The following is a 21949-nucleotide window of genomic DNA, read 5'->3' on the forward strand; positions in this document are numbered from 1 at the left end:
CGAATCAGGCATAAGGTGTCTTCAATTCGTTCCAACAACGAAACTAGAATTTCGTCTAATAACTCGCGCTCGTTTCATTTAAGCGCTGAGTTCGGTAAAATTGCAAAAGGGGCTGTCCCTGTAGTCAAATCCATGATTAATGTTCATGATGAACTACTCGGACACCCCTTTTATATTGGAAAACGGTTTATACACCATAAGCTATGAAGTTGGCATCTGCACAATCCGATCGCATAACCTGTCCAGTAACTCCCGATCATGGCTGATGATCAACAGTCCCAGGTTGCGCTGACGCGCGATATTCATCACGGTATGCCAGATCTGTGCCTGTGTGATCGCATCCAGCATGGTGGTCATCTCATCAGCGATCACGTAACGAGTCGCTGTGCCGAGTGCACGTGCAACGCAGAATCGTTGCAATTCTCCGCCTGACAACTCACCGGGCCTTCGATCCAGCCAATTCGTCTGGATACCCAAGTCATTGAGCAGCTCCTGATCCTCGATCATGGCTTCCTTCAAGACACGGCGCATTCGCCAGCGTGGATTCACCGCTTTCTCCGGATGCTGGAATACAAGTTGGACCGGACAGGCCCCGGTTTTGGGCAGCGGTTTCCCATCCAGCAGCACTTGACCTGCCAACGGTTCCACATACCCTGCAAGGATACGCCCAAGACTTGTTTTTCCACACCCACTGGGCCCCCACAAGCCAACGACCTCCCCCTGCTGTATTTTCATATTTATATCCTGAAGTACCCAAGCGTCTTTACCATAACGATACCCTGTCTTTCTAACCTCAAGTGGCATGAACGCACCTCACTTCCCCACCACGAACTTTGCGCAGCTCAGGACGTTCGTTCGTGCAAGCCATCGTCGCTCCAATGCAGCGTGGTGCAAATGAGCATCCTTCTACCTGCTGCCGACCTGCTGCAGGCTGGGTACCAGACAGATGTTTAAAATCATTTTGCGGCAATGCATTCCAGAGCGCCTTCGTGTATGGATGTCTTAATCTTTCGCCCTTTCCCGTAAAATCACAAACCTGCGCCGTCTCCACATTGGAGCCTGCGTAAAATACGGATATGCGGTCTGCTGCCGTCAAAGCAGTCGTAATATCATGGGTAATCCAAAGGATGCCGACGCCTTCATTGGCCAGTTGTCGAAATTGCTTCATCGTTTCAGCCAGCACTTCGGGATGAATGCCAGGTGTGGGCTCATCTGCAATAATGAGTTTCGGATCACCGGAGGTGGCCGTTGCCATCAACACCCGCCGAGCCATGCCACCTGACAGCTCAAACGGATATTTGCCCGACGTGCCCTGAGGCAATCCATAACGTCCCGTCAGTTCCTGCTCTGCCTTTTGCATCGTGGATCGGAGCGTCGATCGGTGCTTACGCCCTGTCTTTTGGCTTACAGGTTGAACCTGCCTGCCCACCTTCAACAACGGATCCAAATAACTGACCGATTGGGGAATGTACACCATTTTATCTCCACGCAGATGAAGCTTCCGGTCCATGGTCAAGGGTTCGCCTGCATAGCTAATCCGGCCTTCTATCGTCGCATTGGCAGGAAGAATGCCCATGATTGCCTGCGCCAACACACTTTTGCCTGATCCACTTGCCCCTACGACAGCGACAATCTCCCCTTCATTAACAGACAGATTCAGATCCTGAATAACTTGGGTCTCCTCGTGCCCAAACCATCCCCGAGCACGCCGGAACGAAACCGATACTTCCTCCACTTCAAGAAGCGCCATGTCTACACCACCTCCCTTGAACTGCCGGTTCCCGTTAATGTCTTCAGACTACCGCCCAACACATCAAACGCACGAACAACCAACAATAATGCGAGACCTGGGAAAAAGGCCAACCACCACATCCCTGCGGACAAATATCTCATCGACTCTGATAAAATAATACCGATCGCTGGCTGCTGCGGTGACAGCCCCAGCCCCAGAAACGTAATCGCTGCCTCATGCAGAATGGCATGAGGGAAGATCAGCAGCACTCCCACGAATAGCTGCGGGATCAGATGAGGCAGCATGTGTTGCACCGCAATACGAATTCGCGAATGACCCAATCTGCGTGAGATGTGAATATATTCTGCTGATCTCAGCTGAATCATCTCTGCCCTTACAATCCGGGCCAGATTCGGCCAATGAGTCAGGGCAATGGCTAACGTCACCCCAGGCAACCCTCCACCGAACACAAATGCTAGCATTACCAGCGACACCAAGTGGGGAACACTCAGAAAGAGGTCTATGATCCATGAAATGACCCGGTCCACAGCTTTCCCTGAAGCAGCAGCAAGACCCAGAAAAAGTGCGATAAGGCCGCCGCCACAAGCCGCCAGTAATCCCACCTGAATGCTCGTTGCCAATCCTTTCAATGTGCGCAAGAACATATCTCGTCCTAGCCAATCCGTACCGAAAGGATGTGCCCAGGCTGGAGCCAGATTCCGATCCATTAATGAGGTCAGCGTCGATTCTGCGGGAAGCAGTCTGCCTGTTAGCCACACGATGGCAATCCAGATCACACCTATGCCACCCCAGATTATCGCCCATTTGCGCGGATTACGAAAACGAGGAATACCGCCACCTGAATAACCTTTCCCACCATGAGTACGTGGATGTACTGGCCTCCAATTTCTCTTGTTCCCCGCCTCACTTTTGGTAGAGTTAACTTTCAGATGCTGTGTAGTCTGAGCCGCAGGCCGGGAGGGACGTTCTAATGTCTGTTTCATCCTATAGCCTCCTCCTTCATGCGCGGATCAATGATACGGTACAGAATATCGGCCAGCATATTGCCTGTAAACACAAATATCGCACTGCACAGCACAAGTCCCAGCAGCAGCGGCACATCACCGCGTAATCCAGCCTGGACTGTTGCTTGCCCCAATCCGGGATAGGAAAACACTTGCTCCGCAAGCACAGCTCCACCGAACAATTCACTAAATGAAGCAAATTGCAGCGTCAAAGCTGGCAGTACCACATGTCTGAACCCATGACGACGAAACAGTTGAACACCTCTCTCACCTCGTGCCCTCGCAAAAAGAATATAATCGGAGTCCAGCACATCCACGAGCTTCTGCCGGGTATGTAAGGCAATAGCGGCTACGCCCGTCAGACTCAACGTCAGCGCAGGCAGAATCATGTGCAAGGCCCGATCTCCCCATGTCACTTGATCTGCTGCCATGCCCGCAGGTACACCAAGTCCGATTGGCAGCCAGCCAAGCCATACACCGAATACCATGAGCAGTAACAGCGCAATCCAGAATACCGGTGTGGAAGCCAGTGTGTAACAGTACCAACAGATCAGACGATCCAGCCGCGAATCCCGCCTCATGGCAGCAGCGACACCCAGACCGAATCCAATCAGACCGGATAACACCCATGCCACCGCCATAAGAGCGACAGAATTCATGAATCGTTCCTGGATGATGTCCGCAACCGGCTGTCTATAGATCATCGATGTTCCCAGATCCCCTTGAACTAGTGCCTGCCCCCAAGAAAACAGCCGTTCTACGGGTGAATCATTGAGTCCCCAACGTTCTTCAATAAGACTGCGTTGTTCTGCGCTCACCCTGATCATATCTCCACCAATGTAAGCCTCCACCGGGTCCACTGGAGAGAACTGCATTAATATAAAAGACACCACGCTGACTCCTGCCAGCAAAGATAACAGCCGCAGCATTTTAAATCCGACAAATCTGGCCCATCCCATCCTGTCCTCCATCCAATCTCTCCCCAATTCAGGCTAAAGCTACCGCAGCGTTTCTATTTCAATTCTTCCTCCCAGGACCATTCTTCCAGGTTGGATGTCACAGGCCACCCATGACCATGTGGATGGATCTGCTGTTCACCGATATTTAAACCATTCTTCACCAAATACAGATGATCAATGTTCACCAGCCATGCCCATGGCGCATCGCCTTGGTAACTAAATCCTGTCGATCCATCCCACTCCGCTTTCTGCCAGAAGGGCAGTGCCTCTTCTTCCGTTGTCGCTTGGAGAGCTTGTTGCATCCAGTTGTCCACAGTTGGGTTACTGTACAATCCAGTGTTGTAGTAACCTTCCCCTTTATGGGTACTACTGTAGAGGTTGTATGTCTCAAGCGGATCATGACTTCCCCACCCAAATAATACGGCATTAGTATAGGCTAGCTTTTTCGTCTCTTCCCTGCTCTTTCCCTCTACATTGACCTTGATCCCTGCCTGGGCCACCATATCCGCAGCAGCCAGCGCTAAAGATTGTCTCGTTAGATCCCCTGCAAAATAAATCAGATTGAACTCAGCCTTTATGCCGTTCTTTTCTACAATTCCATCACCATCTGTGTCCACCCAGCCGCCATCAGCCAGAATCTGCTTCGCTTCGTCTATATTGGCATCTGCAAATACAGAATCCGGATTGCTCCACGGCAGGTCGTCGCTGACCGAGTAAGCCGGACGACCATGACCCTCCAGTACTCCCTCCACCAATGCAGTACGATCAATCGCGACATTTACCGCCTTACGAATGGATATGTCGGATGTAACATCATTGCCTGCCGGCAGGCCGTCACCAAACTTAGCTCCTGCGGGTTGCATCGGGAACATGATGCCCCGGTTATCGACTGTTTTCACTGATTCCAGCTTCATGCCGCTCACCTGCTGCTTGCTGAATGCCGCCGGGATAGCCGCAATATCGACTGTTCCGGCTTGCGCCGCTGCAAAGGCTGCATCCTCATCCAGATAGAGGAACGTCAGTTTATGGAATGTGGACTTTTTCCCGTAATATTGTTCGTTAGCCTCGACGATCGCCTGCTGACCCTTATCCCACTGCACCAGCTTGTATGGACCAGACCCAACCGGATGCTCGGCATAATCAGGACCATAGGCGTGCTCAGGTACAATTCCGAGTGTCGTCAGAAGACTGATAAACGTGGACTGCGGCGACTTTAATGTAAAGACGACAGTAGTTGTATCCGGTGCTTCCACATCAGCCATATTGGTCAGATCGATGACCGAACCGCTCTTGGCAGCCGTTTCAAACGTAAACCTGACATCTTCAGCCGTCAGTGGCTCACCATCGGAGAACTTTACATCATCCCGAAGTGTGACGGTCCAAGTCAACCCATCTTCACTGACGGAATGCTCTGTCGCCAGATCATTGACCAGTTGTAGTTTGGCATCCCTTTTCAGCAAAGTACTTTGAAAGAGCGGCGAACCGTATTGTCCCCATCCTGTAGTGGGATCAAATCCACCTTCCGGTTCCGTGCCAACGGCCAGCACCAATTCGTCTTTGGGAAGAGAAGCCGCCGCCTGATGGACGCTCTCTGTTATTGAGGATGTCCCCTGTGTACATCCCGACAGTCCAACTGTACATATCAGTAAAATGCCTACTCCCGCTCTAACTGATCGTTTCCCCCATGAAAATCTGCGCATTTACGTTGTTCCCCCTCTAATTTTTACGATTCAATCCAATTCCGTGTTACTTTTTTTGAAAATTGTAGCACAAAATAGATTTATTGTGTCAACAAACTTAACTTCAAAATCCATTTATTTTCATTTATAGGGAATTTAAATGAGATTAACAGAGGTATAAATAGACGACACCCTGATTGGAGTCAGGTATTATAACAACACAAAAAAAACAACAGATTATCGGTATTGGACCAATAATCTGCTGTTCTAAATACGTGCTATGGACAAAGTGGGCTAAAGCCAATGAATCGGTTATTGAATTTTTAAAAGTTAATCCGTTGAGGAATCAGGATGATGGTGATGATTATTAATTTTGGCTGTGATCATGATTGTGAGGACTGTGGTGGCTTGCCATTTTGTTGAGCTCATCCACATACGTTACGGACAGCTCTGCATACAGTACTCCTTTTTGAACCTGGATCTGCTGATGCAGATGACGCAATCGTCCTAGGTTGCCCCGTACCGCAATGACCTCCAGACACTGATCATGGTTCAGGTGCACATGCATATTGGAGATGATGTCATGGTGCGCCTCGTGCTGCAGCTCCATTAATCGAATAGGAAGATCACTGATATGGTGGTCATACACCATCACAATGGTTCCAGCTACATCCTGCTCGGAATGCAATGCAGAGGGCTCCAGCAATGTTTTACGGACCAAATCACGAAAAGCTTCCGAACGGTTCCTGTATCCCTGCTCTTCAATATATCTGTCAAACTGTTCGATCAGAGGCGTGGGAAATGCCACACCGAACCGGGTCAAATCTTCTTTGTCTGCCATTCATATCCTCCTGCCGCCTCGTTTGCTTCGAGTGTACCACAGTCCTGTCTTCTCATCGACTATACTGTTATTTCTCGGTAGCGGCAAAATGGATAATGTAGCTCGCTTTTATTTAGGTCTCTTGGTCAGTTCCTGCCTGACTTTGGCATATGTAGCACTTACCTTCTGTTCCAGTGTATAGATATGTTGTTTGGAGCCTGCCCATTTCTCCGCTGCTGCGGATAAGGAGTTCAACGAGCTTAATACGCGTGATGACTGGCCTAGTTTTGTACTCTGTTTAAACTGCTGCAACGCGTTTGAATATCGCTCTTTCGATAGGCTCGCCTGTTTTTTGCCCGTTTGAATCTGCTTCTTCACCGGATCAGCTCCAGCCAGTAAAGTACGCAACCGTTTCACTTCTGCGCTCTTTCGTTTGCGGGCTTCGGCAAGCTCCTTTTTCTTGAAACGAATGTCTTGTCGGGCAAGCTGAACAACTGGTTTCAACGTATCCGCTTGGGTGCGAATAGCCGCACTCCATTCCTTGTTTTTGATCGCTTTGGCAGCATCGAGCTGCCTATTCACTGAACTGTACAAGGCAAACAAAGACTCATACCGTGCCTCGGTTTGTTTTACCTTTTCGATTAAACCAGCGATCTTTGCATCATCGATTTGCCTTATACTCACACGTAATTGTTCCAGCTCCTTGGTATTGGCGGCGTGAATGGTCTTTGTCTTTTGTTCCCAAGCTTGTTCCTGCGTCGTCCAGTTGCCAACGTTCTCGTACGCTCGTTGCAGGGACAACTTGGTCTGCGAATCGGCCTTGCTCAGCACGGTCTCCCACGCCTTCTGGGCTGTTACGCCAAGCTCAGGACTCGCCGCTTCAGCAGCGGAGGAATAGTAAATCACACTGATACTGAAGATGATGATGAGTCCCAGACTCATACGCGTCCATACGTTAGCGCGAAGGTTAGGGCGTGCCCCGTATCGGTTGCTCAGGTTGCTCGGGTTGCTCATGAAACTATGATTCTTCATGCTCCTCATATGATATTGGTTCATAATTTGTTGCTTGCCTTCATTTCCCTCAATTATGCGGCTTTGCCTGGCTTGCACTGAGCATGAACAAAGACCCGCCTGATTATTTTCCTTCTCCTCCAAAATTCCAGTTTGCATTCTCTTCTGCTCCCTTCATTATGAATTGATAGTTAGAACCTGCTGGAGTATCTGTGCGGTGATTCGATTACGATTCCTGATATACAAAACGGCACAACAAAAAAAGCACCCGCAAGTCAGGCGTATTGCCTGCTCTTACGGGTGCTTCCCTCATAAGCCGTTCCATATGGGATTCGCCGAAATGGTCATCATCTCGAATCGAACCACTACCTTTTTCTAATATATTCCATGTGTTGTATCTGGTCAAGTCAGATAGAGAAATCAGCATATTTACCGGGAGAACCCTTCCCGCTTGCAGATTATCTTACTGTCCGGCCAGGATGGCTTTCATTTCTTGTGTCAGGTCTTCTTCTTTCAGGATCATGTAGATGTTCTCGCCCTGGGTAACATTCAACTTGATCTGATAGATGGTATCTCTCTCTGTTTGATAACCGGACCGTTGACGTTTGAGCAGTTGGCTGATAATTTTTTTGTTTTTGGTTGCGATCTGTTTATTGCCAGTAGCATTCCCGTCCACATACTCTGACTGAGGATAGAGCAACTGTGGATTCCCAGGACTGTTGACCTCTTGCTTCACAAACTGCGCGGAAGCCACCTCATCTACTGAAAATTCCAGTTGTTCGTATAATTTGTTTTCTTTCAGCCAACCCAATACCCGATCATAGCTTGGTTTGATTTCAAAATTCCACATCTCTTTAGGCTGAAAAGGATCATTCGATGTAGACTCCTGATTCATTTCCGCCAATGCAAAAGACTGCCACGGGGAACGTTGCTCCTCGTATGTCTGGTCCATGATGTCCTGCTTCAGCAATTCCTTGAACTCACGAACTTGCTGTGGATTACTGATATATACCTTCAGATAAGGACTAATGGTTGAGCGAATTCCAATACTCAGCGCGTCCTCTTCCAGCTTATACGTATCAAATGCAACTCTTTTGTAGTCCTGGGTCTGTTTCAGAGTCATTAATTCCTGACGGAACTCAGCTTCGGGAATGTAATATTTGCGTTTCATCACCTTGCCGTTATCCAGCTTGTAATTAATAAACACATACTCGTCATTACGCATACCAGGATTGATGGGATCATCCAGCAATGACAGATCAGAATCCACGATCTTCTGATGAAGAGCAATAACGGCTTTCATATATTCAGAATCACTTGAATAGAAAGGGCCATCATCCAACTTCGATGAAACACCGTTAGTATAAGTGTATCTCTCTCCACCAAGCTTGATACTGTTGACCTTGTTCAACTCAGGCACTCGTGCAGCATATCCATTCCAACTGGCAACAGGCACGTACAGAATCAATCCGGCCACAATACCATATAAAGCCATCTTGGGCAGCAGCTTGCTGCTCCAGATCAACCATGTCTTGCGAATAATCATCTCGGCAACAATATAACCGACAATTCCACCGAGGATATATCCGAAGATTCCCCACCCCGATGATCCTCTTGGAGCAATAATGGTGAAGTAGGCTCCACTAATTAAAACCAGCGTAAACATTAAACCAAATCGGAATATGGGTTTAACAAGCGTAAACGTCACCGCTTGGGTAGCAGATTCCACCTGTCTCTTCGCATAGAATACGTAAGACAACGGGATGAATAACAGTGTCAATATCGAATAAATAATGAGTTCCCAACCGATCACAGGAGCTCCACTAATCGAAGCCATGCGAAGAACTAAAGATATTTTTTCTGCATTTCGCCCAACCTCATCGTACGGATATCCAAGCAGGTAATGTTGAAGATGCAAGGAAAAAATGAACCATACAACAACAGGCAACAATAGAAGCGCATACACGGTGAGTCCCTGCAACACGGACTGTCCAATGCACATACCAACCACCACGGTCAGCATGAACATAAACAACGAGTAGATGCTCATACTGAGGCCCCACATCCAGATTGAACTAGCTTCGAATATAAATGCGGGCTGATCCAGTGCTGCCCATACCCAGCCTGTAATGGCAGTCGTTATCCAGATAGGAAGCAGGATCATCATAAATCCTGTCAACAAATTAACGGTTAACAGATGCTTTCGGCGCAGCGGCAAACTGTGGAACAGATCTGAAGGTGCACCGGATTGCACATACCGGAACAGAAAAATGCCCGCAGCTACCGGGAACGTAATGGCAAACAGAATTTGTACTTCTCCATTCGCCTGAAACAAACTCGTAATTTGCTGTGGTAAATCCCGATACTCTGTACCGATATGGAGCGGTAGCGAAAACAACAACGTGATCAGGTACAAGATGCCGATCCATCCATGCTGCCTGAAATTTTGGAACAGGATGCCCCGGTTACAGAACAATCGGTTGAATATCATATCCTGCATCCTCCATTTCATAGATAAATATTTCTTCCAGCGTCAGCGGCAGCACATCCAGCAGATAGGGATCAAATGCACGGAACCGTTCCGTCACGACCTCGCGATTACCTTTCACAATAAACAGGGATACACTTCCGCGCTTCTCTTCATGTAAAATATTCACCTGTTCGTCCATAGCCTTGGCATGATCAGGATGGCGGAAAGCGACCTGAATTTTATGTGTATCGGCCTTTAGATCATCCAGATCTTTCTCTACGATAATCCGGCCTTTGTGCATGATGGCAACATGGTCGCATAGGTCTTCAATCTCGCGCAAATTGTGAGACGAGATCAGAATTGTCACCTGACGCTCCGCTGCTTCCTGAAATAGCAGATTTTTGATCTGCTGCCGCATGACCGGATCAAGCCCATCAATTGGCTCATCCATGAGCAGTACTTCAGGCATGCAGCTAAGTCCAAGCCATACGGCTGCCTGACGGCGCATGCCTTTGGACATGCGATGCAGTTTACGTTTCACGTCCAGTTTAAATACACTGCCGAGCTGTACAAAACGCTCTTCATTCCAGCGCGGATATACCGAACGATAGAAGGCAGCCATCTGATGGATGGACGATTGCGGGAAAAAGTATGGCGCGTCTGCCATAAAAATGGTACGTCCCTTGAGGTCCATATTTTCATATATTTCTTGTCCATCAATGCGAACCGTGCCGCTATCCTGACGATAGATGCCTGCCAGTATTTTGAGCAGCGACGTTTTGCCTGCCCCGTTGGAACCGAGCAAACCGTAGATCGATCCCTTATGTACTTGCATCGTGACGCCATCAACGGCTTTTTCCTGTTCAAATGCCTTAATGACCTGATTCAGCTCAATCATGAGGCTCCCCCTTCTCTATACGGGCCATCGCTTCCTCAAATAAAAGCGTCATATCGGCTTTGCTCAAACCGGAATATGAAGCTTCCGCAATCAGCTTCACCAGAGCGGCTCTGATTTCATCTCTCATGGCTGCATTCGGATGTTCCACGGACGATGATACGAAGCTCCCTTTTCCCTGCAATGAATAGATATAACCTTCACGTTCAAGTTCCCGGTACGCCTTCTGAATCGTATTCGGATTAACCGTAAGCTGCCCGGACAGTGTGCGAACGGAAGGCAACTGCTCATCGGGTTGGAGAACACCGTACACGATCATTTCTTTGATTTTGTCTACTAGTTGCTCATAGATCGCCTTACGGCTGCGTACATCCAATTCGAACATCCCGCACCTCCTCTCTATAAAAGTTGTAATACCCTATTGATGAACGATGACTGTATTTTGAAGTGTATGTATCCAACACTAAGGTGTATTAACTGTACTACTATTATTAATACAGTTAATACAGATTGTCAACCATTTACTTTGACTTCTTATATGATTCGCGTTAGGTTTATATATATGATTAAAGTGACATATAGCCAGGTGAAAATAGATTATTCTGTTATATGAAACGCGTAATTTCAGGGTTCAGACTGGTTCGGGCGGATTGCTGCTGTTCGTTAAATCACTTATTCCGCTAAATACGTTCAAAGCTTGTTCTGATCTTTCCCCTTCCGTTATGATGGAGAAGAACGTTGTGCTCGTTCGCTGGTTCACGTGCTCGCTTCGCTCGTTGTCAGTACAGTTGTCACTCCGTCTGGCCTATGCGTACATATTTTATAGATGGCTTTATAAAAACCTCATGAGGGAGAATTCGGGATGAATGAACAGAAAAAGAATGATTCTATAGATCGTAATCGCCCAGAAACTGCAAGCGTGTCAAGTAGCTTTGAAACAAACTCGACATCCACAGCTTCGACACAACGTGTATTAATCGTAACCGCCGTTGATGCGGAAAAAGAGGCTGTACTGCGCGGCCTGGGTGACCAAGCCGCGCACTTTGATGTGATTGCTGCTGGTGTAGGCCCTGCCTCGGCCGCAGCAGGAACCGCTGCCGCGCTGGCCTTTGCCTCAGCAGCGGCTGGCGCAAATGCGCTGGCGCAGGGCTCCGCCGCGCCAAGCGAACCCGATGCGGCACAAGCATCTGCCGCATCCTCAAGGCCGGGGCCCCTGGCCGGAACCGGACTGACCCCAGCGTACACGCTGGTGGTCAGTGCCGGCATTGGCGGCGGGTTCCCCGGCCGGGCGGACGTCGGCTCACTCGTGGTGGCCGACGCTATGGTTGCCGCCGATCTGGGCTCGCAGACGCCAGACGGCTTCCTCAGCGTGGACGAGCTCGGTTTCGGCTCGTCCCGTGTGGCGGCGGACGCAGTGCTTGCCGCGCGCCTGCGCCATGAGCTGCAGCGGGCAGGGCTCGCTGTCAGCGGAGGCACGGCGGTCACCGTATCCACGGCGACCGGAACTGCCGAGACGGCCGCGGAGCTGCTGCGCCGCGTGCCGGATGCCTCCGCCGAAGGCATGGAAGGCTTCGGCGTAGCAACTGCAGCCCAGCAGTTCGGCGTGCCGGCACTCGAACTGCGGGCTATATCCAACGCGGTCGGTCCACGCGACCGCGACGCCTGGCGCATCAAGGATGCTCTGGATGCGCTCCAGGCTGCAAGTTCCATTTTACGGGAGGTACTTACATCATGAAAATTGCATTTTCCCCTTGTCCTAACGATACATTTATCTTTCACGCCTGGGTGCATGGACTGATTCCTGGTGCACCTGAGCTTGATGTCCGTTATGCGGACATCGATATTACCAACGGCCTTGCGGCAAATCCGGATGGACCAGATACACCTGAAGTTATGAAAATATCCTATGCAGCACTACCTTATGTGCTGAATGATTATGCGCTCTTGCCTGCGGGCGGCGCACTTGGCAGAGGATGTGGTCCGCTGGTTCTGACCGCTAACGGTACAACCGATCCAGCCTATCTCTCGGGACGCCGAGTTGCCGTGCCGAGCGAACGTTCAACAGCCTACCTTTTATTCCGTCTGTGGGCAGCACAAAATGTTCCCGGCGGTGTAGGTGAGATTGTCGTTATGCCATTCGACCAGATTATGCCTGCTGTACGGGATGGCAAGATCGATGCAGGTTTGGTTATCCATGAAGCACGTTTCACGTACCAGAATTATGATCTCAAACTTATGACAGATCTCGGTAACTGGTGGGAAAGCGACACTGGCCTGCCAATCCCGCTGGGTGCAATCATCGCCCGTCGTAACCTGGATGCTCACGCTCTTGCAGGTTGGGCACGTGCCTCAGTGGAATACGCTTGGGCGCATCCGGATGAGTCCAAAGCATACGTTATGGAACATGCACAAGAGATGGACCCTGAAGTAACTGCGCAGCATATTGGCCTGTACGTTAACGAGTTCAGCGCCAACCTGGGCGATGACGGTTACGGTGCAATTACAGCGTTGCTTGGACGAGCGATGAAAGAAGGACTTGTTCCCGAGTTTGACCTGGATTTGTTACGGATCTAATTCGCCAGCATTAATACAAAACATCAATGAGGCTGTATCAATCTCGTTTTTCTATTTTCTATTGGGGATAAATCTCAGCGAAAAGACAGAAAAAACAAATGAACGGCAAAATAACGATTCTGGAGTTCGTTAGGTTCCATTATCTGCGGAAACCCGCCCATTAGCGTGACTCTATTTCGTTAGATAATACAAAGGGCTGTCCTATAACGTCATATTCATGACAATAGGACAGCCCTTATTAATTTATTCAACAACAAACCAAACCTATACAAAATGTTGATCCAAACTCAATTACTCCGCCACTACCGTGCGAATCATAACCCGCAGAGCATCCAGCATCATGGGGATGGGCAGTGACGGCACCGAAGGCTGAAGCACAGCCATCTCCGTTGAAGCTGGAAAATGTACAAATCCGGCACGAATCGGAAGCTGCTTCAACCGAATATGATCCAGCACCCGGTACATCGTATTGTTGCAAATATACGTGCCTGCCGTATTGGACACCGCAGCCGGGATGCCTGCTGCCCCCATGTTATTCACCATTGCACGAATGGGCAATGTGGAGAACAGACCGTCTGGGCTGCCCTCCACGATGAGCTCGTCCACGGGAAGCTGGCCTTGGTTGTCCGCATAGGAGCCTGGAGGAATATCTTTGACATTAACAGCAATCCGTTCAGGTGTAATGGCCGTCCTGCCTTTGGCCAAACCACAGGCGATGACAACATCCGGTTGATAGGATTCCATCTCTGCGATTAGCAGATCCGCACATTCATCGAAGTGCACAGGCAGCAGCACTGTTTTCAGCTCCGCTCCCTCCATCACTTCATGCGCAAGTGCCTCCATCAGCTCTCCCGTTGGATTCACTGCATCCCCGCCAAAAGGTTCAAATCCGGAGATCAGTATTTTCACGATCGCTTTTCCACTCCTGTCTATTTACTCGGATTTGTAACGCAGACCCCACTGCCCACGAATCGTGTCCATCAACTTCATGATTTCCAGGGATTCGTCCAGTTGGATCGTTCTGCTCTCCGTACGTCCTTCCAGAATGCAGCGCCCTGCTTCCTCCGCTTCAAACGCATATCCAATACACGTCCGGTCATCGATAAATGTCTCCGGTTCGTCCTGACCGTTCATATGCAGATAAGCTTCTTTGCCTGCCAGGAAAAGTGGTAAACGAATGTACCCTTCCGTGCCATATATGATAGCTTCGTTACTCAAGTTAAGACGAATGGCCCCATTCAGCGATGCAGAACGACCTTCGGAATAAGACAATAGTACGGAGAACTGTTCGTCCACACCCGTCTGTCCAATGTTCGCCGTACTCCACACATGCTGAGGCTGCTCGCCAAAAATCATGGACGCGAAGGAGATCGGATATACCCCTGCATCAAGCAAAGCGCCTCCACCCAGATCCGGGTTAAGCAACCTGCCTTCCGGCTCCCAACCTACGCGGAAACCAAAGTCTGCTTTGACCAAACGTACCTCGCCGATTCTTCCTTCCGCAATCCATGCTCTCGCTTGGGTGATTGGTGGCAGAAAGCGTGTCCACATGCCTTCCATAAGAAAAAGATTGCGCTCACGCGCCTTCTCCACCAGTTGCTCCAGCTGACGGGCATTCATCGTAAACGGTTTCTCACAGAGTACTGCTTTGCCCGCTTCCAGACAAGCAAGTACATTTTCCTTATGTAGCGGATGCGGTGTTGCCACATAAATAATATCCACTTCAGGGTCCTGAAGCATCTCTTCATATGAACCGTAAGCGCGTGCAAAACCATATTCAGCTGCAAACTTCTCTGCGCTTCCGGATGTTCGTGAACCCACCGCCGCTTTTACGGCGTTTCCGGCATGCTCCAGATCTCTTGCGAACTGGGATGCAATCCATCCTGTACCCATAATGCCCCAATTCACTTTGTCCCGTCCAACAACTTTCGTCATCATAAAGCCTCCCCTGATATCAACATATTTTAAAAAGATCACGATCTCGATTAGGCCAACACGGAGTCTTCTTTATTTTACCAAAAAGAACCGCTTGCGTCAGACCCGTTTCATCTCTTACATTCCATGCTCTAAGTTCAATGATCTAATTGAGATTCACTCTCATTTCAATTTTTTCGTATTTTTGCTAAGATGATTGCAGATCACGGATGAAAGGACGACCCGACTTTGTCCACACTTTTAACCATTGATAAACTAGTAAAACGTATCGGTTTAACCGAGCAGCGTATTTTATTTGAACATGTGAACGCAGAAGTGGATCAGGGAGAACGTATTGCCATACTCGGTGCATCCGGCCAAGGGAAGAGCACATTGCTCCGCATTCTCGCCCTGCTGGATATTCCTGATGAAGGAGACCTGATCTGGAAAGGAATTTCTTATCGTGATTCGGACCCTCGTATCTGGCGCACACGCATGACTTATGTCGCACAGCAAGCTGTCATGCTGGCAGGCAGTGTGGAAGATAACCTGAAAACAGTGCATCTGCTTCACAGGCAGCCATACGATCAGGATCTCGCCCGACGCCTGCTTACAGGTATGGGATTGGAGAATCTTGATATTCATAAGCGGGCCATCGACCTCTCCGGTGGGGAGAAACAGCGCATAGCTCTTATTCGTTCCATGATGCTGCGTCCTGAGGTCCTGCTGCTGGATGAAGTGACTGCTTCCCTGGATCGGACCAACGCACGCCTGGTGGAAGAGCAATTGACCCGCTGGAGTCAGCAGGAAGGTACTTCGCTCGTCTGGGTTACCCATGATCAGGAACAGGCACAATCATTCAGTACAACCACCTGGTTTATGGGCAATCAGACACTGCTGGAGCGCCAGCCGACAGCTCATTTTTTTGACAATCCGGCCACGGACCTGGCCAGACAATTCATTATGCACCCTGCCCCTGCGGCAGAATAAGGAGAAATCATGTCACTCATCGCTTTGAGTTTTACCATTATATTTGTGATGGTCACCATGCTCATCTCTGTCTGGCAGAAGCTTGATCTGGAAAAGGATATTGCTATAGGCACCGTTCGTTCCGCTGTACAGCTGCTGCTTGTCGGATATGTACTTCAATTTATATTTAACTCGGACCACCCCGTTCTTATCATTGCCATTGTCGGATTCATGATAATAGTAGCCTCCATTAATGCTGGCAAACGCGGCAAAGGACTTCGCTGGATTTCCTTGTATATTGCGGCTGCAATTACGGTTACGGAGCTGCTCATGATGGGACTGTTGTTGGGACTTGGGATTGTAGAGCCTACTCCCCAATACATTATTCCATTGAGTGGGATGACCATCGGTAATGCCATGGTAGTGTCCGGGCTGTTCCTGAATCAGATGAAACGCGAGGTCGAGTCCTCCAAAGGAGAGATTGAATCCCTGCTTGCACTGGGCGCAACGCCAAGACGTGCTTTTCAGGACGTATTGAAACGTTCTGTAAAATCCAGCATGATTCCCACGATCGATGGCATGAAAACGGTAGGACTTGTACAGCTTCCTGGCATGATGACAGGCATGATTATTGCGGGTGCTGATCCGGTTGAGGCCGTGCGTTACCAGATTCTGATCGTGTTTGCTTTTACAAGCTCAGCCGCCATTACCAGCATTCTGCTCAGCATGATGACGTACCGACAGTGGTTTACATCGGATATGCGGCTGCGCTCGCTATGATATATCAACCTCGCGAGGAAAGGAGGTCACACCTTGTTAACCCATCCAAGCACCAATAATAACGGCAATACCTCCAACACGTTGACCCAACCGGATCACCCGAAACGCACTGATGAATCCATGACACGAACGGAAATGGATGCTTTTCTGAACGATGCGCTGCTTGAACTGCGTCAGGCAGAGCTGGTTACCATGAATACGCATTGGCAATGGAGTCAGACTGAGCTCCCTCACCATACCTTTGTCTACATGCATAAATTCACGGGCAAGCTGGTAGCAAACGGTATCGAATCCCTTGTCACACGTAAATCCGCCTTCTTGTCTATACCGGGAACTTCTCTGGAGCTTTTCTCTGATGCGGACCATGAGATTGAATTGTATATCATTCATTTCGATCTGTTTCGGGTTGCTGAGAAAACGGAAGAACGACGAATATATGAGCGAGAGCTTGGTTCACCTGTAACAGGGTGGATTCAGGGCCCTTACTATGGGATACAGCGAATAGCCGCACAATTAACAACCGAAGCTTCACAGACCAGCCTGAAAGTGCAGCTGCTTCTGACCGATCTTCTTCATACCCTCTGGCCACAGGAAGGTCCGGTGCATGCGGAAGCACAGGACGAGCCTGAACAATGGCTCAGATCCACCTTGCAGTACATGCGGGAAAACTATATGAACGAAATCAAGCTGGAAAAGCTGGCCGAACTGGCAGGTATGCATCCGTCGTATTATTCACAGCTATTCAAGGGCCGGATGCAGAAAAATCCAATCGAATATATCACTCATTTACGAATGAATCGGGCCAAGGAATTGCTCATGACTTCAGAACTGCGAATTCGTGATGTAGCTCGCCAAGTAGGCTATCGGGACGAATTCTATTTCAGCCGCCGGTTCAGAAATCACGCCGGTTATGCACCAACTTCCTATGCCAAGCAGGTACATCGAAATATCGTCTCACTCTCCTATCCTTACACCGATCACCTGATGACTCTTGGCATCACACCATGTGCAGCGCAGATCCAGGGCCATCTGCCCCATGTTCCCAAATCGTTGACATTGCCGTTCCATGCCTATGAACCATGGGAACAGGGACGTCAGGCATTTCTTGATGTGAATCCCGACCTGATTCTGACTAAGGACAACGCCGCCGCTAAGGCGATGGAACATATCGGAGATGTCGCTCCAATCATTACCGTCCCTTGGAATCAGACAGACATGTTTGGTCATTTGCAGAAAATAGCCTCTATCGTGGATCGTACTCAAGCGGCTAAGGAGTGGCTGGATCGGCATGAGCGTAAGGCGGAGCGGGCTCGCAAAAAGATCAGAGATACAACAGGTCAGGTCACCGTGGCGATCTGTACCTTAACTGCAAAAGGACCGCGCATGTACAGCAATCGCAACTTCGGTCATGTATTTTACCGCAGCCTGCAGCTGTCACCTCCAGATCGAATTCAGAAAGAACTGACAGGCAAACCTGACGGTGTGGGATTCAACTGGATGTCCTTCACGCCTGGAGAATGGGATGGCCTCGAAGCGGATGTGCTGCTGATTGCGGTTACGTCCATGCACGAACGTACTACTCTGTTACAGCAGATGACTATTGATCCGTTGTGGGAAAACTATCCTGCGGTAAAAGCTGGGCGTGTGCATGTCATAGACTGGAATTCATGGGTGGTATACGCTCCGTATTCCATCAACATCCAGCTCGATGAAGCGCTCTCTATGTTGACGAACAAACCAGCATTTCTGTAATCTAAAAAATGTCCATCTCTATAATCTTAATTTATGCCATGTACGGGCCTGAATTAAGATTTTATAATGTTCACTAATTGATAATGATAATCAATAACAACAGCAATGCGTTGTTGGTACCAAAGGAGTGACCCGCATTCAACATCCGGGATTGTCACAACGTCCATCCAAATCACGAAAATCCGCAGTGACGGTTGGCCTGATGTTTTTGGCGGCCATTGCCGCACTGCTGCTTAGTATGTTTGTCGCCATTTCTCTTGGTGCCAAGGGACTGACACTGGAAACCGTATGGACTGCTATATTTCAGTACAACCCGGCTTTGACGCCGCATCAGATTATTCACGAACTACGGCTGCCACGTGTCATTGCTGCTGCTGTCATTGGCGCAGCCTATGCTGTGGCGGGAGCGCTCATGCAGGGAATCACACGTAATCCGCTGGCAGATACCGGCATTCTGGGGATCAATGCAGGCGCTACCTTTGTCGTGGCGCTCAGCTTCGCCTTCTGGCCGGGATTGCCTTACGGCTGGATTATGTTCCTGTCATTTGCAGGGGCTGTGCTTGGCACGCTGCTCATTTTCCTGCTGGGAATGGCGGCCCCTGGAGGGCTGACATCCATCAGGCTTACCGTTGCGGGTGCCGTTATTGCAGCCATGCTGAGTTCGCTCAGCACTGGTGTCGCCATATATTTTGACTTGAGCCAGGATTTGGCCTTCTGGTATGCGGGTGGTTTCGGGGGGATTGAATGGCGGCATCTGAAGTTGATTCTGCCTGTTCTACTGGTTACTCTCGTGCTCACTTTACCTATGGCCCGTCGGATATCTCTCATGTCGCTAGGAGAAGAAGTTGCGATTAATCTCGGAATCAATCTCCGCTGGACCAGGCTGTTTGCCTTGACGGCGGTTGTTGTGCTGGCTGGCGTATCCGTTTCTGCTGTAGGCTCGATCGGCTTTGTTGGACTGGTCATTCCACATATTTCTCGCAAATTGGTTGGCGTGGATTATCGACTCATCATTCCGATGTCCTCCCTGCTCGGAGCCGTCTTGCTGGTGCTCGCCGATCTGGGATCACGCATTGTGAACCCGCCTCAGGAACTGGCAGTAGGCATTATGGTCGCCTTTGTCGGTGTACCCTTCTTCCTCTATCTGGCCCGTAAAGAAAGGAGGGCCCTATAGCGATGAACACCAATGCACCTTCACGAGGTAAACGTTCCATAGCGGTCAGCGTTGCGCTGCTCTGTATCGCCTGTGCCGTTATCGTTATCAGCCTCAACTCGGGAACAATTCGCCTGTCACCAATAGCCGTGCTTCACACCCTGCTTGGCTATGGAACGCCGGATGATCAGATTGTATTGTTCGACTATCGACTGCCACGCATTCTGGTTACTGTGCTCGCCGGAGCGGGACTCGGTGTGGCTGGTGCAGCGTTGCAAGGCATTACACGCAATCCATTGGCCGATCCGGGCATCCTCGGCTTGCATGCAGGAGCGGCTTTTGAATTGATGGTATTCGTAAGCTTCTCCCATTCCATGAATGGTTCGGTTGCCTTGCTGATTCCGTTGTTTGCTTTTGCAGGCAGTGTCGCCGCGGCATTAATTATCATGCTGCTATCCTATGACCAACATAACGGAGTATCCCCCATTAAGCTTATTCTGGTGGGTATTGCCGTAGCAGCCGGTTTCCATGCCCTGACGCTCTATCTGTCCCTGCGTTTGGATGAAGACACCTATTCCTTCGCCGCCCGCTGGCTGGCAGGTAGCGTCTGGGGCAGAGATTGGGTACATGTTCAGGCGCTGCTTCCATGGGTTGTGCTGTGCATCTCGTACATATGGAGCCGCTCCAAAACGCTGGATGCCTTCAATCTGGGAGATGCTGCCGCGACCAGTATTGGTACACCCGTCAGATCCCAACGCGTTATTTTACTATTGTGCACGGTAGCATTGTCTGCCGTCAGTGTGTCCATGGCTGGCGGGATCGGATTCATTGGTCTGGCGGCGCCGCATCTGGCCCGCAGACTGGTTGGCCCGATGCATCGCCATCTGATCCCAGCCGCAGGACTCATCGGCATGGTGATCCTAGTTGCCGCCGATACGGTTGGGCGAACGATCTTTCAGCCCAATTCTATTCCGGCAGGTGTTGTGGTCGCAGCGATAGGCGCACCTTACTTTTTATACCTGCTGGTACGAACCAAGTAATGGCTTTATCGGAACAATCCGAAAATTTCACCCGTACACCCAACATAAAAACGACATCCATGAGATGTTCAAGGAGATTGAGATTACCCATGTTAAAGAAAAACCTTATGCTCTTCATGAGCATCTGTCTTGTGCTTGTACTCGCAGCCTGCGGGAACGCCAATAATTCATCTTCTGCGTCGGAAGGTTCTACTACGGACACTTCGAACGCTACACAGGATAGCAATTCCGCTTCCGGGGATCAACGCATTGCATCCATGTCGATCCATCTGACCAATGACCTGCTGTCTCTCGGCATTACACCGGTTGGTTCGGTGATCGGCGGGGAAGCCAAAGCCTTCCTGTCCCATGTGGCTGACCGTCTTCAAAATACAACGCCGCTCGGTCCCGTTAAGGACCCGGACATGGAAGCCTTACTTGCCCTGAAACCAGATGTCATCTACCTGGACGAAGAATTCTCCGGTGATGATATTGCCAAATTCGAGAAAATTGCTCCTGTACACGTCTTCAATCTGGATGATGGCACTTGGCGCGACCACCTGAAAGACATTGGTAAACTGGTCAACCGCGAGAAAGAAGCAGAGCAATACATTCAGGATTATGCAACTGAAACGGAAGAAGTGAAATCCCTGATTCACGATACAATCGGTGACGGCACCGTAATGGCTATCCGTGTTACCGCCAAAGAACTGCGTGTATTCAGTACACGCCGCCCAATGGGCCCGATTTTGTATGAAGATCTGGGGTTAACTCCGGCTAAAGGCATTGAAGAATTCGATTCGTCCAAACCGTATCAAGTTGTTTCACGTGAAATACTGCCGGACTTTGATGCAGATGCGATCTTCGTTGTCGTGAACTCGGATGATGAAGCTCAGAACATGTTCAAAGAACTGCAAAACAATCCGATCTGGCAAGGACTGAAGGCTGTCAAAGCAGGTCATGTCTACCCAATCGGTGCTCAACCTTGGTTGGACTATTCTTCAATCGGCAATAAAATGGCCATGGATGAAGCCAAAGAAATGTTTTCTAAGAAGTAAAATGATCCTTACGCACAACATTTAAAAAAACACCAAAAAACCTCTCTTTGCAGATCGGAACAGAGTAAGCTAACATGCTCTCTCCATCCGCTCAAAGCAGAGGTTTTTTTGAATCCAAATTGGTATTCCTGTAGGTAAA

Annotated in this window: 20 protein-coding genes; 8 read left to right on the forward strand and 12 right to left on the reverse strand. The window is 49.5% G+C overall.

Annotated elements, in window-relative coordinates:
- Positions 1-201: 201 nt before the first annotated feature.
- From ACR1R9_RS21805 to ACR1R9_RS21850, 10 genes are all read right to left on the reverse strand, one after another.
- Entirely contained in the window at positions 202-804 is a 603-nt protein-coding gene (locus ACR1R9_RS21805) for an ABC transporter ATP-binding protein (RefSeq protein WP_433922738.1), read from the reverse strand.
- Positions 794-1750, reverse strand: a complete 957-nt coding sequence (locus tag ACR1R9_RS21810) for an oligopeptide/dipeptide ABC transporter ATP-binding protein (RefSeq protein ID WP_433922737.1) — start codon at positions 1748-1750, stop codon at positions 794-796. The genes ACR1R9_RS21805 and ACR1R9_RS21810 overlap by 11 nt, the downstream gene beginning before the upstream one ends.
- 2 nt (positions 1751-1752) lie before the next feature.
- Positions 1753-2736, reverse strand: a complete 984-nt coding sequence (locus tag ACR1R9_RS21815; RefSeq protein ID WP_433922736.1) for an ABC transporter permease — start codon at positions 2734-2736, stop codon at positions 1753-1755.
- The gene (locus tag ACR1R9_RS21820; RefSeq protein ID WP_076290247.1) at positions 2733-3728 is read right to left on the reverse strand and encodes an ABC transporter permease; all 996 of its coding nucleotides are present in this window, start codon (positions 3726-3728) and stop codon (positions 2733-2735) included. The genes ACR1R9_RS21815 and ACR1R9_RS21820 overlap by 4 nt, the downstream gene beginning before the upstream one ends.
- 41 nt (positions 3729-3769) lie before the next feature.
- Positions 3770-5416, reverse strand: a complete 1647-nt coding sequence (locus ACR1R9_RS21825; RefSeq protein ID WP_433922735.1) for an ABC transporter substrate-binding protein — start codon at positions 5414-5416, stop codon at positions 3770-3772.
- A gap of 346 nt (positions 5417-5762) precedes the next feature.
- Positions 5763-6236, reverse strand: coding sequence for a nickel-responsive transcriptional regulator NikR (nikR, locus tag ACR1R9_RS21830; RefSeq protein ID WP_433922734.1), 474 nt, complete (start codon positions 6234-6236; stop codon positions 5763-5765).
- Between the two features lie 108 nt (positions 6237-6344).
- The gene (locus tag ACR1R9_RS21835) at positions 6345-7229 is read right to left on the reverse strand and encodes a hypothetical protein (protein WP_433956394.1); all 885 of its coding nucleotides are present in this window, start codon (positions 7227-7229) and stop codon (positions 6345-6347) included.
- 460 nt (positions 7230-7689) lie between these two features.
- On the reverse strand, positions 7690-9717 hold the full coding sequence (locus ACR1R9_RS21840; RefSeq protein WP_433948894.1) for a hypothetical protein: 2028 nt from the start codon (positions 9715-9717) through the stop codon (positions 7690-7692).
- On the reverse strand, positions 9692-10594 hold the full coding sequence (locus tag ACR1R9_RS21845; protein WP_076290252.1) for an ABC transporter ATP-binding protein: 903 nt from the start codon (positions 10592-10594) through the stop codon (positions 9692-9694). Before ACR1R9_RS21845 ends, ACR1R9_RS21840 begins: the two co-directional genes overlap by 26 nt.
- The gene (locus ACR1R9_RS21850) at positions 10587-10976 is read right to left on the reverse strand and encodes a GntR family transcriptional regulator (protein ID WP_053783970.1); all 390 of its coding nucleotides are present in this window, start codon (positions 10974-10976) and stop codon (positions 10587-10589) included. Before ACR1R9_RS21850 ends, ACR1R9_RS21845 begins: the two co-directional genes overlap by 8 nt.
- 477 nt (positions 10977-11453) lie before the next feature.
- Here ACR1R9_RS21850 and ACR1R9_RS21855 point away from each other — a divergent pair, with 477 nt between their 5' ends.
- A complete protein-coding gene (locus ACR1R9_RS21855; RefSeq protein ID WP_433922731.1) occupies positions 11454-12326 on the forward strand; it encodes a futalosine hydrolase in 873 nt (290 codons plus the stop codon).
- Positions 12323-13165, forward strand: coding sequence for a 1,4-dihydroxy-6-naphthoate synthase (locus ACR1R9_RS21860; protein WP_433922730.1), 843 nt, complete (start codon positions 12323-12325; stop codon positions 13163-13165). Before ACR1R9_RS21855 ends, ACR1R9_RS21860 begins: the two co-directional genes overlap by 4 nt.
- A 291-nt stretch (positions 13166-13456) precedes the next feature.
- On the opposite strand, the gene ACR1R9_RS21865 is transcribed toward ACR1R9_RS21860, so the two are convergent.
- Complete coding sequence (locus ACR1R9_RS21865) at positions 13457-14074, reverse strand: pyroglutamyl-peptidase I (RefSeq protein WP_433922729.1); 618 nt, start codon at positions 14072-14074, stop codon at positions 13457-13459.
- A gap of 24 nt (positions 14075-14098) precedes the next feature.
- Positions 14099-15100, reverse strand: a complete 1002-nt coding sequence (locus ACR1R9_RS21870; protein WP_433923667.1) for a Gfo/Idh/MocA family protein — start codon at positions 15098-15100, stop codon at positions 14099-14101.
- 228 nt (positions 15101-15328) lie between these two features.
- Here ACR1R9_RS21870 and ACR1R9_RS21875 point away from each other — a divergent pair, with 228 nt between their 5' ends.
- The 6 genes from ACR1R9_RS21875 to ACR1R9_RS21900 all read left to right on the forward strand — a co-directional run bounded on the left by ACR1R9_RS21875 (position 15329) and on the right by ACR1R9_RS21900 (position 21810).
- Positions 15329-16069: an ABC transporter ATP-binding protein gene (locus ACR1R9_RS21875; protein ID WP_076290256.1), complete on the forward strand. Its 741-nt coding sequence runs from the start codon at positions 15329-15331 to the stop codon at positions 16067-16069.
- A 9-nt stretch (positions 16070-16078) separates the two neighbouring features.
- Positions 16079-16828, forward strand: a complete 750-nt coding sequence (locus tag ACR1R9_RS21880; RefSeq protein WP_064640349.1) for an ABC transporter permease — start codon at positions 16079-16081, stop codon at positions 16826-16828.
- Between the two features lie 33 nt (positions 16829-16861).
- The gene (locus tag ACR1R9_RS21885) at positions 16862-18580 is read left to right on the forward strand and encodes a helix-turn-helix domain-containing protein (protein WP_433922728.1); all 1719 of its coding nucleotides are present in this window, start codon (positions 16862-16864) and stop codon (positions 18578-18580) included.
- Positions 18581-18782: 202 nt separating this feature from the next.
- Positions 18783-19754, forward strand: a complete 972-nt coding sequence (locus ACR1R9_RS21890; protein ID WP_076290449.1) for a FecCD family ABC transporter permease — start codon at positions 18783-18785, stop codon at positions 19752-19754.
- Between the two features lie 2 nt (positions 19755-19756).
- A complete protein-coding gene (locus ACR1R9_RS21895; protein ID WP_433922727.1) occupies positions 19757-20773 on the forward strand; it encodes a FecCD family ABC transporter permease in 1017 nt (338 codons plus the stop codon).
- 89 nt (positions 20774-20862) lie between these two features.
- Positions 20863-21810 (forward strand): iron-hydroxamate ABC transporter substrate-binding protein, encoded by a 948-nt coding sequence (locus tag ACR1R9_RS21900; RefSeq protein WP_076290259.1) that lies wholly within the window; start codon positions 20863-20865, stop codon positions 21808-21810.
- Positions 21811-21949: the final 139 nt, after the last annotated feature.

The sequence above is a fragment of the Paenibacillus taichungensis genome, assembly GCF_050994985.1.
Taxonomy (GTDB): domain Bacteria; phylum Bacillota; class Bacilli; order Paenibacillales; family Paenibacillaceae; genus Paenibacillus; species Paenibacillus taichungensis.